Source organism: Rhizobium sp. NLR10b (genome assembly GCF_019685435.1).
Lineage (GTDB): Bacteria > Pseudomonadota > Alphaproteobacteria > Rhizobiales > Rhizobiaceae > Rhizobium.
The window spans coordinates 45,171-58,609 of the sequence record NZ_JABDWV010000015.1 but is presented as its reverse complement, the minus strand read 5'-3'; the positions used below and the strand labels follow the sequence as shown (position 1 = coordinate 58,609).

The window sequence follows — 13,439 nt, the reverse complement described above, 5'->3', positions numbered from 1 at the left end:
CATGACAGCCCCCAAAATTTCAGAGGGTCGGCGTCAGGCTGCCTGTTTTTCCCGACGCATCTCGTTCCTCATGATGAAGAGCGACGCGGAAAGAATGAGTGCAGCGCCCAGCCACAGATAGCCGGCGGGCGCATAGCCGAAGAACAGCCAGCCGGCGAGCACGTTGAGCGGCAGCTTCAGGTCATCGAAGGGCTGGACATAGGCGGCGTCGGCGCTGGCATAGGCAAGGGTCAGCAGATACTGCGCCACGACCGTCAGGAGGCCTGCCAGAAGGAAGAGCGCGAGTGTCGTGCCTGGCGGCACTGCGAAGCCCGCAGCAAGCGCCAGACCGCCGTTGATCGGCGTCAGCAGCACCAACAACCAGACGGTGATGGTCTCCGGCCTCTCGATACCGGTCAGGCTCTTGGTGATGAGCGACGAGGCACCCCAGAGCAGCGCCGAGAGTACCGGCAGGAGCGCTGCCCAGGTGAAGCTGTCCGACCATGGCTGGAGGATGATCATGGCGCCGGCAAAGCCGACGCCGGTCTCTGCCCAGCGGGCCGCGCCGACGCGCTCACCGAGGAACAGGCGGGCACCGAGAATGATGAAGAAGGGTGAGGTCATGACCAGCGCGATCGCCTGCCAGATCGGCACTGAGGCAAGACCGGAAACCCAGGCCTCGACGCCGAGCGCGGCAAAGACGACGCGCACGACGTGCCGCCAGGGATAGTTCGTACGCATAGCCGCAAGGCCGGATTTGCGCAGGAAGGGCAAGCAGAAGAGGAAGGCGAAGGCATATTGCCAGAAAGCAGCAGAGGCTGGCGGAAAGGCGAGCTTCATGGTCAGCCATTGGGTGACGACGTTGAGCAGCGAGAAAGCGACGCCTCCAAGCACCATGAAAGCAGCGCCAGCAAAGGCGCGGGAACGCTGCATTGTAAGGGAATTCTGATTCATGTCTTCCACTCAGAACTACAGCGCCGCGCGTCTTTCCAGACGCGCAAAGGACGCTGTAGCGCTTTTAATTGCTGCATAATTTCATCCTCAAATCGATTCCGATTTAGGGAATTATGCAGGCGACCAACATAAATCAGGACGCATGAGGCGACGGCGCGCAGACGCCGGCAGTCCCCTGCCCGCTCGCGGCCATGCTCATTCTCTTTCATCCGGACTATACCGTCGGCTCCGGAATCGCACCGGATCTGCTGACCCTTCCCCGGCCAAAGCCTCGCGCTCGCGGGCTCGGGCCGCAGCCCTTACCGCCGGTGGGGACTTTCACCAACAGCACCGTTCGTAAAACAAAGCGCTGCCTGCGGCAAGCGGCAAAACAAAAAGGGGTCCGGCGCGCCGAACCCCTCGAAATCCTGCTCAACCGTTCTCGTTTACGGCCGGCGGACGATCAAATCAGCCGTTGACGGCGTCCTTCAGGCCCTTGCCGGGCGTGAACTTCGGAACGTTGCGAGCCGGGATATCGACTTCAGCGCCGGTCGACGGGTTACGGCCCTTCGTTGCAGCGCGATGAGAAACGGTGAAGCTGCCGAAACCAGCGAGGCGGATGTCGCCCTTGTTCTTGAGTTCGGCCTGGACAACGTCAAAAACCGCGTCAACAGCGGAAGCCGCGTCAGACTTCGTCAGTCCTGCCTTTTCGGCGACTGCGGACACGAGTTCATTCTTGTTCATGTTTCCACCCCTTTCTAAATGGTATGAAACGACTCAAATCTAAGCTAGGCGCAGATTAGGTTTCATCAGGCCCGCCGGGAACCCAAAAGCCCTGCAAATCAAGGAAAAGCAAGCGTCTCCATGACGTTTTCACAAAAAAGGCTGGCGTTTCCGCCAGCCTTTTTGCGTCTTTTGCGCCAATAGGGCACAAATGTGGCAAATGCCACTCAATGCGCTATGGTTGCGCCCGTGTCATCGAGGCCTTCGACCGAAGTGATGACGGGCGTTTCCACCGTCCCATCCCACTCGATCGGCTCCGGCCGCCGGATCAGCGCGTGCTTGATCACCTCGCCCATCCGCGAGACCGGAATGATCTCCATGTTGTTCTTCACATTGTCCGGAATCTCCGCCAGGTCCTTGGCGTTCTCCTCCGGAATCAGCACCTTCTTGATGCCGCCACGAAGCGCTGCTAGCAGCTTTTCCTTGAGGCCGCCGATCGGCAGCACACGGCCGCGGAGGGTGATTTCACCGGTCATGGCCACATGCTTGTTGACCGGGATGCCGGTCATGATCGAGACAATGGCGGTTGCCATGGCGACACCGGCCGACGGGCCATCCTTCGGCGTCGCCCCTTCCGGCACGTGCACGTGGATGTCGTTCTTTTCGAACATCGGCGGTTCGATGCCGAAATCGACAGCGCGCGAGCGGACATAGGAGGCCGCCGCCGAGATCGATTCCTTCATGACGTCCTTCAGATTGCCGGTAACCGTCATGCGGCCCTTGCCCGGCATCATCACACCTTCGATGGTCAGCAGCTCGCCGCCGACTTCCGTCCAGGCAAGACCGGTCACGACGCCGACCTGATCCTCGCCCTCGGCCTCACCATGGCGGAAGCGCGGGACGCCGAGATAGTCGGCGATGTTGGCGGCCGTCACGTGAACGGACTTCGTCTTGCCCTTGATGATCTCGGTGACCGCCTTGCGGGCGAGCTTCATCAATTCGCGTTCGAAGCTGCGGACACCGGCTTCGCGGGTATACTGCTGGCTGATCGCCATCAGGGCATCGTCGCTGACCGAGAATTCTTCCGGCTGCAACGCATGTTCCTTGATGGCCTTCGGCAGCAGGTGCCGCTTGGCGATCTCGCGCTTTTCATCCTCGGTGTAGCCGGCGATACGGATGATTTCCATGCGGTCCATCAGCGGCGCCGGAATGTTCAGCGTATTCGCCGTCGTGATGAACATCACGTCGGAGAGGTCGTATTCGACTTCCAGGTAATGGTCCATGAAGGTCGAGTTCTGCGCCGGATCGAGCACTTCGAGCAGGGCCGAGGACGGATCGCCGCGGAAGTCCATGCCCATCTTGTCGATTTCATCGAGCAGGAAGAGCGGGTTGGACTTCTTCGCTTTCTTCATCGACTGGATGACCTTGCCGGGCATCGAGCCGATATAGGTGCGGCGGTGACCGCGGATTTCGGCTTCGTCGCGAACGCCGCCGAGCGCCATGCGGACATACTCACGGCCGGTCGCCTTGGCGATCGACTGGGCCAGCGAGGTCTTGCCGACGCCCGGAGGGCCGACGAGGCAGAGGATCGGGCCTTTGATCTTGGTGGCACGCGCCTGCACGGCCAGATATTCGACGATGCGCTCCTTGACCTTGTCGAGACCGAAGTGATCGGCTTCGAGGATCTTCTCGGCATTGTTGAGGTCGGCCTTGATCTTCGACTTCTTGCCCCACGGAATGCCGAGCAGCCAATCGAGATAATTGCGCACGACGGTGGCTTCCGCCGACATCGGGCTCATCTGGCGCAGCTTCTTCAGCTCCGCCTCGGCCTTTTCACGGGCTTCCTTGGACAGCTTGGTCTTGGCGATGCGCTCTTCCAGTTCGCTCATCTCGTCGCGGCCTTCCTCGCCGTCACCGAGCTCCTTCTGGATCGCCTTCATCTGCTCATTGAGGTAGTATTCGCGCTGGGTCTTCTCCATCTGGCGCTTGACGCGCGAGCGGATGCGCTTTTCGACCTGCAGGACCGAGATCTCGCCTTCCATGAAGCCGAGAGCCTTTTCGAGACGCTGCTTGACGCTGGTCGTCTCCAGCATCTCCTGCTTCTCGGTGATCTTGATCGACAGATGCGAGGCGACCGTATCGGCGAGCTTGGAATAGTCGTCGATCTGGCTGGCGGCGCCGACCACTTCGGGCGAAATTTTCTTGTTGAGCTTCACATAGCTTTCGAATTCGGAGACGACCGAGCGCGACAACGCTTCCAGCTCGACCGGATCGTCATGGGGCTCCTCGAGCACATGGCCGAGCGCCTCGTAGAAATCCTCGCGGCTGGTATAGGTGTCGATCTCGGCGCGAGCGCGGCCTTCGACGAGAACCTTGACGGTGCCGTCGGGCAGCTTCAGGAGCTGCAGCACGTTGGCCACCGTGCCGACATTGTGAATCGCCGAAGGGTCCGGATCATCGTCGCTGGCGTTGATCTGCGTCACCAGCATGATCTGCTTGTCCGAGCCCATGACTTCTTCGAGCGCACGGATCGATTTTTCCCGTCCGACGAACAGCGGCACGATCATATGCGGGAACACCACGATGTCGCGCAAAGGCAAAACAGGGTAGGCGGTGCTGCTCGCTACAGACGTTTTCTTCGTCATTTTTTTGTCCTTTCCATCGTCCCGTTACCGGGCTCTCTGCACGGCCGCTTGGGACCGGCCGGCTCTCACTTGGCTCTACAAGTGGAGGTTCTGACTACGCTTTTCAAGCCACGCTAACGCCCGCGTTCCCCGGACGTGACAGCTTTATTACAACGGAACGCCAACACTATGAAGCGCGTGGCTGGACCGGCGCTTACCACTTCCGACCAGGCTAAAATACAACGTCGGCAACAGGCTTACGAGATCATCGCATCATTGCCAAGCATCACCCTTGCACAACATCGGCAAAGGCATATCCGGTCCCCACTGCAAATACTAACAGCGCCTCGCATGGTTTTTCAAATAGAAAGGGGCCCGCCAATGGCAAGCCCCCAAAAGAATCGTGCGAAAGTCCAAGGTCACGCCGACGCGTTGGCCTTTTCTTCCTGGCGATCGGCATAGATGTAAAGCGGACGGGCCGAACCGCGCACCACTTCCTCGGAGATGACGACCTCGCGCACGCCTTCCAGCGTCGGCAGTTCGAACATCGTGTCGAGCAGGATCTTCTCCATGATCGAGCGAAGGCCGCGGGCACCGGTTTTGCGCACAATCGCCTTGCGGGCGATTTCGCGCAGCGCGTCCTCGTGGAAGGTCAGTTCGACGTCTTCCATCTCGAACAGGCGCTGATACTGCTTGATCAGCGCGTTCTTCGGCTCGGACAGGATCTGGATCAGCGCATCCTCGTCGAGATCCTCGAGCGTCGCCAAAACCGGCAGACGGCCGATGAATTCCGGGATGAGGCCGAACTTGACCAGATCTTCCGGCTCCAGTTCGCGCAGGACTTCGCCGACGCGGCGGTCGTCCTGGGCCTTGACGGTCGCGCCGAAGCCGATCGAGGTCTTCTCGCCACGGGCGGAGATGATCTTGTCGAGACCGGCGAAAGCGCCGCCGCAGATGAACAGGATGTTCGTCGTGTCGACCTGCAGGAATTCCTGCTGCGGGTGCTTGCGGCCGCCCTGCGGCGGGACGGAAGCGACCGTGCCTTCCATGATCTTCAGAAGCGCCTGCTGGACGCCCTCGCCCGAGACGTCGCGGGTGATCGACGGATTGTCGGACTTGCGCGAAATCTTGTCGACTTCGTCGATGTAGACGATGCCGCGCTGGGCGCGCTCGACATTGTAGTCGGCCGCCTGCAGGAGCTTCAAGATGATGTTTTCGACGTCCTCACCGACATAGCCGGCTTCCGTCAGCGTCGTCGCATCGGCCATGGTGAAGGGAACGTCGATGATGCGGGCCAGGGTCTGGGCAAGATAGGTCTTGCCGCAGCCGGTCGGTCCGACCAGCATGATGTTCGACTTCGCCAGCTCGACTTCGCCGTTCTTGGAGGCGTGCGCCAGGCGCTTGTAATGGTTGTGAACGGCAACCGACAGGATCTTCTTCGCCTGGCGCTGGCCGATGACGTATTCGTCGAGGACCTTGATGATGTCCTGGGGCGTCGGAACGCCGTCGCGGGACTTGACCATCGAGGACTTGTTTTCCTCGCGGATGATGTCCATGCACAATTCGACGCATTCATCGCAGATGAAGACGGTCGGTCCGGCAATCAGTTTCCGGACTTCGTGCTGGCTCTTTCCGCAGAACGAACAATAGAGGGTGTTCTTGGAGTCGCCGCCGTTGCTGCCGCTGACCTTGCTCATATCATTTTCCTTCCAGCACGCCGCATTTCAAGGCGAAATCGCGGTCCACTCTATCAGCTCCTGGCGGCACTCCGTTTCCGGAGCCTTTGCCGAGAAGGGCTTCAGGGGCTACGAACCGGTCCCAATCAACCATGTTCGGGTTCCGGCGGCAACGAATCCCCTTCGAATGCCAAATGCTATGTCATAAAAATTCAACATAGCATTAATAGTTACTATTAGCGTCTTCGCCGCCAGATGAAAGCCTTGTTCGATCACAAATGAGATAGAACTGTGGCGGCAAAAACACCATCCCAATTAATTACTAGGCCTGCTCGCCTTCCATCTCGAGGCGCGACGTCAAAACCTTGTCGATTACGCCCCAGCCCTGGGCCTCGTCCGCATCCATGAAATGGTCACGATCGAGGGTCTTTTCAACTTCCTCGTAGCTGCGGCCGGTGTGCTTGACGTAGACTTCGTTCAGGCGGCGCTTCATCTTGAGGATGTCGCGGGCGTGGCGCTCGATGTCCGAGGCCTGGCCCTGGAAGCCGCCCGAGGGCTGATGAACCATGATGCGGGAATTCGGGGTGGCGAAGCGCATGTCCTTATGGCCGGCCGCCAACAGCAGCGAACCCATGGACGCCGCCTGGCCGATGCAGAGCGTCGATACAGCAGGTTTGATGAACTGCATCGTGTCGTAGATCGCCATGCCGGCGGTGACGACGCCACCGGGAGAATTGATGTAGAGAGCGATTTCCTTCTTCGGGTTTTCGGCCTCGAGGAAGAGCAACTGGGCGCAGACGAGCGTCGCCATGTGATCCTCGACGGCGCCGGTCAGGAAGATGATGCGTTCCTTCAACAGGCGGGAATAGATGTCGTAGGAGCGTTCACCGCGGTTGGTCTGTTCCACGACCATCGGCACGAGGGCCATTGCGGTATCAACTGGGTTTCTCATGTGCGTCCTTTGTCAACGTCATGCCGGCAGGCCGGGAATCAAAGAAAATGTCTTATCCCTACATAGAGTGTCCCTGCCCTCCTCTTCAAGACACGCATTGGGATAACGTTAAGAAGGAGGGCAAGGCCGCAGGGCTTCGACGCCGGCAGCCTCTTTCTCGCAAACGCCTGTTGGCCGCGAGCCCTCGATGTCGACTCCCCGGCTTTTCTCCATGACAGGATGAAGGAAAGGTTACTCCATTCGACAGCGCTCATGCACGTTTACTCAACGGAAAGCCTATCGCCAGATACCGGCCGAAAATCATGCCGCAGTGCAGCGACATTAAGGAACTGGCGAGCTTCCTCCGCAAGGATGCGGGCCAACAGACAGGTCGACGGGCAAGGGGTTGCTGCCGTGTTCAATATCGCTACGGGTCTCGCCATCTGGTGTTCGGAGGCCATGACGCTCGCTTTGGTGCTTTTCGTCGCCTGGCGCCACAATGTCAGGAACGAAGCCTATCTCTATTGGGGCCTCGGCTTCTTTCTGACCGCCATCGGCTTTGCGATGATCTCGCTGCGCAGCGAAATCCCCAGCCTGCTTTCCATCGAGGTGGGCAATGCCATCGCGCTGCTCGGCCAGAGCGCCTGGGTGGCGGGCTTTCTGGCGCTCGACCGCAAAAAGATCGAATGGTGGGCTCTGCTGCCGCCGGCAATCTGGCTTGCCGGGGTCTTTTTGCCCTGGGTCAACACCGATTATTCCAACCGCGTCGTGCTCTATAATCTCGCTTCTGCGACGGGTGCCACGGCATTGGCCATGGCGGTCGCCGCCGGCGACATGCGCCGCGAGCGCACCCGCATCAAGCTGATGGGGGTGTTCGTTATCCAGGGCTGCCTGTGTTTCGGCTCGGCGCTGACGATGGCGGTGACGCTGCCAAGCGATGTCGAGGCGACCAATCTCGGCGGTGTCTCCGCCATGGCAAGCGCCTTCCTGCTCACCATCGCCTTCGCGCTCACTTGCCGACTGGTCATGGAACGCTCCGAACGGCATCTACGCGCGATGACGCTGACCGATTCCCTGACCGGCGTGCTCAACCGTCGTGGCCTGCTCGGCTATTTCGAGTCCATCCAGGAGAGAGCCCATAGCGAGCAGCGGCAGGTCGCGGTGATCCTTTTCGACCTCGATCATTTCAAGCGCGTCAACGACCGCTTCGGCCATCAGTCCGGCGACGCCGTGCTCACCGCCTTCGCTCGCATGGCCCGGCAATATATTCCAAACAACATCTTCGGCCGCATGGGCGGCGAGGAATTCGCCGCCTTCGCGAGCGTCACAGACCAGACGGAAGCCGAGGCGATCGCCGAAGCGATCCGCACCGAATTCTGCCGCCTTCCCGTCAGCACTGGCGAAGCGATCGTTCCGGTCACGGTCAGCATTGGCGTCGCCCTCGCCTCCTCGATCGACGCCAATATCGACAAGCTGATCTCGGCCGCCGACCGAGCCCTCTATGCGGCCAAAGCCGCCGGCCGCAATTGCACGGTCACCTTCGGCGAAGAGGAAGCGGCGGCCCCGGCGCCGGCCACGCCGAGCACCACCGCCGGCGAACTCGTGCCGACGGTCGACGACCAGGTCGAGGCGCTGCGGCGCATGGGCGCCCTGTCACGGGCCAGTTAGCCGTAAGTCAAAAAAAGCAGAATCAATCCCCGGGCTTAGACACAGATCTTAAAGCCGTTGGCGCATTCAGATCGGGCGCTCCTCGTTCCGTGCCCAACACGCCTCTCCACATCTTTTCGAGGGCCGGTAAATCCGCTAAGCCTCGGTTCATGACGTTACCGCCCTTCCTTTCGATCGACCCTGCCCTCCGCCATGTCTCGCTGGACGCCCGCAATCCGGCCTTCTACGGCAACCCGAATGCCGTTTACGCCGCGCTCCACGCCCATTGTCCGACCTTCTACTGGACCGAGCAGAAACAGTGGTTCTTCACCGGCTACGACCATGTGAACGCGCTGCTGCGCGACCGCCGCTTCGGCCGGCAGATCCTGCATATCGCCAGCCGCGAGGAACTCGGCCTTGCCGAGCCGATGGCGCATCTTGAAAGTTTCGATCTCTCGGAACGTTATTCCCTGCTCGAGCTCGAACCACCCGAGCACACGCGGCTGCGCACGCTCGTCAATCGCGCCTTCGTCTCCCGCCATGTCGAGAAGATGAAGCCGGAGCTTGTCGAGCTTGCCAACCGGCTGATCGACGGCTTCGCGCAGAAGGGCGAGGTCGAGCTGCTCTCGGCCTTTGCCGACATCATCCCGGTGACGATGATCGCGCGGATGATCGGCATCCCGGAGGAGATGGGGCCGCAACTGCTCGCCTGGTCGCATGCCTATGTGCGCATGTACATGTTCGGCCGCACGCGCCGGCAAGAAGAAGAGGCCGAACGGGCCGCCAGAGAATTTTCCGACTATGTCAGAGTAGTGATCGCTGAACGCCGGGCCGAGCCGCGCGATGACCTGCTGACCCACATGATCCACACGGAGCACAAGGGTCAGTACCTCACCGAGGAGGAGCTCATTTCAACGACGATCGTGCTGCTCAATGCCGGCCATGAAGCGACCGTGCACCAGATCGGCAACTCCGTACACACCATCCTCGACAGCGGCTGCGATCCGGCAGAACTCTTCCGGGATGAAGCGGCGACGGAGCGCACCGTCGAGGAAACCCTGCGTATCTGCGCGCCCGTCCACATCTTCCAGCGCTGGGCGCTCGAGCCCGCTGAGATCGACGGCGTTTCCTTCAGGCGCGGCGACAAGGTAAGCCTCATCCTCGCCGCCGCCAATCTCGACCCGGCGAAATTCACCGACCCCCTCGCCTTCCGGCCAGACCGAAACGAGGCGCCGAACCTCTCCTTCGGCGCCGGCATCCATTTCTGCATCGGCGCACCGCTGGCTCGGCTGGAGCTCAACGTCGTCCTGCCGATCCTGTTCGAACGGCTTTCCGGCCTCAGGCTGGCGAAGACGCCCGTCGTCAAGGACGTCTATCATTTTCACGGGCTCGACCGGCTGGATCTCCGGTGGTGATCGGCACCGGTCGGCAGATCAGCGGAAGCTCTGCGCGGCGTGCTTGTGCGATCTCGCGGCATTACGCTGCCTGTTCTTGAAGCTTGCTGGATATGTCGAGCGCCGACATGGGTTTTCCGATCAAATAGCCTTGCAGTTGGTCGCAGCCGGCCTCCCGCAAGATCGCCGCCTGGCGGATATTCTCGATGCCTTCCGCGGTCACGGGAATCTGCAGAGCGGTCGCCAAAGCGATGGTCGCCTTGAGAACATCGGCGCCATTGGAGGCCTGGTCGAGAGCGGAGACCAGCGAGCGATCGATCTTCATCCGATCAAAGCCGAACTGCCGCAATGCGCCGATGCTTGCATAGCCGCAGCCGAAGTCGTCGAGCGCGAATTTGATACCGACCTGCTTGAGGTGATCTATCGACCGACGCGCCTGATCCGGATTGGTCATGAGGACGCCTTCGGTGATTTCCAATGTCAGGCGCCTGGGATCGAAATCGAGTTCCTGCAGGAGAGAGATCACCTCGGCGGCAAATTCCGGATTGCAGAGCTGGACCGGCGAAACGTTGACGGACAACGCTAAACCGGGCCAGTTCTTGGCGTGCTCGATCGATGTTTTCAGCATGTGACCGCCGAGAGCATCGATGAGGCCGCATCTTTCAGCAAGCGGAATGAAAATCTCCGGACTGATATTTCCTGTCGCAGTGCGCCAGCGGGCTAGCGCTTCAAGACCGGTGACAACGCCCGTCGTCGCCGAAACGAGAGGTTGGAAGACGGCTTCGATCGCGCCATTGCCGATGGCATTCTTCAACAGAGTTTCCAGTTCGGCGACCCTTTGGCGCTCCCGATCCAACTCGGGGTCGTATTCGATCGCCCGCCCTCTGCCATTTTCCTTGGCGCGGTAGAGCGCCATGTCAGCCCTGCGCAAAAGCTCCAGGGGCTCAATGTCTGCGTCACGCGCAGCAGCGCCGATGCTCGCGCCAACCTCGATCGTTCGTCCATCGATTTTGAAGGGTTCGGCAAACAGCGCCAGAATCGTCTCTTCTATCTCCTGACGCGCGACAGTTCCGACCTGGACCAGAGCGAACTCGTCGCCCCCCAACCGGGCCACGGCAACGACTTCGGGGTGGCAGGCGATCAGCGCGTTCGAGACGATCCGGATCAGATCATCCCCGACCGCATGCCCCCAGGCGTCATTGACCGCCTTGAAACCGTCGAGATCGACCAGGTAGAGCCGAGGCGGCGAAATCTCCGAGCCTTTCAGGTCTTCCAGCAGGGCGAGAAGCCCATGCCTGTTCAGGAGGCCGCTCAGGCTATCGTGGTTCGCTTCGAAAATCGCTGCTTGCGCCAGTTGACGAAGACGCCGCGCTTCGGCTGCGCCCACCAGCAGAACGCCGGCCAGGAACAGCACGAGAATGATGATAGCGGCCGCAACAAAAGGGTAGACCTGTCGGAACACGGCGCTTCCCGGCGCTTTGCTCGGCCAGACGAGATGGCCGATGACGCCACCCTTCATATCCGTGATCGGTGTGTTCAGCAGACTCGGCTCGGGCGCGGCGGCAAGGCGCAAGCCCTCGAGTTCGTGTTCGTTCGAAAGCGTGCTGAGAACGTCCAAGTTGAATTCCTTGTAGAAGCTCAGCACGCTGAGCTTCGTCGGAAGCTCGCCTTCCGCTTGATAAGGCTGGATCGGTTGTGACGCGATGAGCGCGATGCCGGTTTCCGTCTTGATGAAATTGACAACCGGCGCCTGTCCGAAATCGGTGGCCGTATTGATCTGCCGGTAGAAAGCTTCGCCGAAAAAGGCGCTCGGCTGGAAGGGCTTGCCTTTGGCATAGGCGGAGACGATCGACGAGCGGTCGGGACCGGTCACGATGGCGCCGTCGTAAAGCGGATAATCCTCGCTGGTTTTACCCCAGTTCTCATAAGCCCAATCCGCGGCGCCGGGAGATGCGATCGCCTTATAGGCATCATCCCATACGGCGTTGTCAGTCGTTGTCGCGCTCAGGCGGCTGACAAAGGCTGCGATCGCCGCGCGAGCGGCGCGGCTGGCTCTGGCATCATCGATTTCGTTCGCCGACCGCGTCATCGTGGCGACGACATGCGCCATGAGGCCGGTCAAGACGAGCGCGACGACGACGAAGAAAACGGTTGTCGTAATGATGGAAGACGTTTGGGTTCGAACGTGCCTACCCGCAAGATTCGACGACATGCCAATCCCGAAAAGATGAACTGCAAGGTCATGTCTGTGGTGACGGCAGGAGACATCATGTCCGCAATGCGCTGCAGATAAGGTCTAGCATTTGACGATGTAGGTCTCGTTAATGGGAAAGATCAAATGCCCTCTATCCGTGAAAGAGAGGCGGTTATTTCGGGGGAAACGGATCATAATCGCCGCAAACCGGGACAGACCGCCATCGCCAAAGCCGGCTCGCAGCCGCTGTTCAGACCTTGATCACATAGTCCTTGCGAGTCGTTTCAACGACTTCCCAGGTTCCCTTGAAGCCGGGCCTCAAGATCATTCGGTCGCCCTCCCTCAGGTGGACCGGCTCACCGCCGTCCTCCGTGACGATCGAATGGCCTGACAGCAGGCTGAAATATTCCCACTCCTCGTAAACGATCCGCCACTTGCCGGGTGTCGCCTCCCAGATCCCGGAATAGAGGCCGCCGTCGCCCTCCTCCAGATTCCAGGTGCGAAATTGCGGATCACCGGAGATGATCCGAGCGGGCTCCGGCGCGCCGAACTCGGGTTCGACGTTGTCGATGTTGAAGGTGATGAAATTCGCCGCAACCATCGTGGACCTCTCCGCTGTCAGTGTCGTTTGCGGCAAGGGTCTGCGCGCGATTGTTTGAAATTTGTCTCTCGTCTCACAGGGCATTGACCGCGCTTGGGAACCTCCAGGAGCCCCTTCTCCCATCATCTTGAGCGACATTTGTGAAGGTGGCGGTTAGAATTGTCGGTGGTGCTTTCAGTTTGTGAGAGTTTTGCCTGCCTTGGCCGCGGCCGCATCTGACGCAATGCCAGGCTGATAAGGAGCCGCTTGAAATAGGGGCTATCTTGGCGCGGCCGAACGCAGGTCCGGTCGCCGCTCTGTCACTCCGACGGGGACGACTGTCAGAGCAGCGATACCCGCTTCATCGGCTGCAAGCAGAAGCGCCTCGCGGAATCGTTCCGGGCTAATTTTCCCGGTAATTGCATCGACACAGGCTTTTACGGCAGCGACGTATTCCTCGCCGTCATCAGAAGGCCAATCGTTGATCAGGAGATGCGCCGCATCGCCGAGCGTCCGGACGATCTTGCGTGTTGCCGGACCGCGCAAAGCAAGCGCGACCGGCGTGAATGCCGATGATGTATTCCAGCACATCGTCCCCGACCCCTCAAAGGCATGGTTACTGCAATCCTAACCGCGCAACATACGCTTGTTTTCTGAAATTTGGAATTGAAAACTGAGCAATAAAACTGCTTCAACGTGAAGTAGCGGAGACTAAAGAAAGGGGCTCAGGGACCTCCTGTCCGGGCGTCCTGAGGCCC

The 13,439-nt window shown here is 60.2% G+C and carries 10 protein-coding genes and 1 riboswitch; of the genes, 2 read left to right on the top strand and 8 right to left on the bottom strand.

Features of this window, described 5'->3' with window-relative positions; genetic code table 11:
• Positions 1-33 precede the first annotated feature (33 nt).
• The 5 genes from HJB91_RS23185 to clpP form a co-directional block, all read right to left on the bottom strand.
• Positions 34-933 (bottom strand): DMT family transporter, encoded by a 900-nt coding sequence (locus HJB91_RS23185; RefSeq protein ID WP_221155965.1) that lies wholly within the window; start codon positions 931-933, stop codon positions 34-36.
• A 193-nt stretch (positions 934-1,126) separates the two neighbouring features.
• A riboswitch (FMN riboswitch) is annotated at positions 1,127-1,275 on the bottom strand.
• A gap of 105 nt (positions 1,276-1,380) precedes the next feature.
• The gene (hupB, locus tag HJB91_RS23180) at positions 1,381-1,656 is read right to left on the bottom strand and encodes a DNA-binding protein HupB (protein ID WP_003558438.1); all 276 of its coding nucleotides are present in this window, start codon (positions 1,654-1,656) and stop codon (positions 1,381-1,383) included.
• A 206-nt stretch (positions 1,657-1,862) separates the two neighbouring features.
• Positions 1,863-4,280: an endopeptidase La gene (lon, locus tag HJB91_RS23175; protein ID WP_210628306.1), complete on the bottom strand. Its 2,418-nt coding sequence runs from the start codon at positions 4,278-4,280 to the stop codon at positions 1,863-1,865.
• A 398-nt stretch (positions 4,281-4,678) separates the two neighbouring features.
• A complete protein-coding gene (gene clpX, locus HJB91_RS23170; protein ID WP_004680013.1) occupies positions 4,679-5,956 on the bottom strand; it encodes an ATP-dependent Clp protease ATP-binding subunit ClpX in 1,278 nt (425 codons plus the stop codon).
• Between the two features lie 301 nt (positions 5,957-6,257).
• Positions 6,258-6,887, bottom strand: coding sequence for an ATP-dependent Clp endopeptidase proteolytic subunit ClpP (gene clpP, locus HJB91_RS23165; protein ID WP_038688182.1), 630 nt, complete (start codon positions 6,885-6,887; stop codon positions 6,258-6,260).
• Between the two features lie 219 nt (positions 6,888-7,106).
• Here clpP and HJB91_RS23160 point away from each other — a divergent pair, with 219 nt between their 5' ends.
• Together HJB91_RS23160 and HJB91_RS23155 are read left to right on the top strand one after the other, a co-directional pair.
• Complete coding sequence (locus HJB91_RS23160) at positions 7,107-8,534, top strand: GGDEF domain-containing protein (RefSeq protein ID WP_221155964.1); 1,428 nt, start codon at positions 7,107-7,109, stop codon at positions 8,532-8,534.
• A gap of 149 nt (positions 8,535-8,683) precedes the next feature.
• On the top strand, positions 8,684-9,928 hold the full coding sequence (locus HJB91_RS23155; protein WP_210628308.1) for a cytochrome P450: 1,245 nt from the start codon (positions 8,684-8,686) through the stop codon (positions 9,926-9,928).
• Positions 9,929-9,989: 61 nt separating this feature from the next.
• Here HJB91_RS23155 and HJB91_RS23150 read toward each other — a convergent pair whose 3' ends face one another.
• From HJB91_RS23150 to HJB91_RS23140, 3 genes are all read right to left on the bottom strand, one after another.
• Positions 9,990-12,119: a bifunctional diguanylate cyclase/phosphodiesterase gene (locus HJB91_RS23150; RefSeq protein WP_221155963.1), complete on the bottom strand. Its 2,130-nt coding sequence runs from the start codon at positions 12,117-12,119 to the stop codon at positions 9,990-9,992.
• Between the two features lie 232 nt (positions 12,120-12,351).
• Complete coding sequence (locus HJB91_RS23145; protein ID WP_210628310.1) at positions 12,352-12,702, bottom strand: cupin domain-containing protein; 351 nt, start codon at positions 12,700-12,702, stop codon at positions 12,352-12,354.
• A 258-nt stretch (positions 12,703-12,960) separates the two neighbouring features.
• Positions 12,961-13,272 carry a DUF982 domain-containing protein gene (locus tag HJB91_RS23140; RefSeq protein ID WP_210628311.1) on the bottom strand — a complete coding sequence of 104 codons (312 nt, stop codon included), beginning with the start codon at positions 13,270-13,272 and terminating at the stop codon, positions 12,961-12,963.
• Positions 13,273-13,439: the final 167 nt, after the last annotated feature.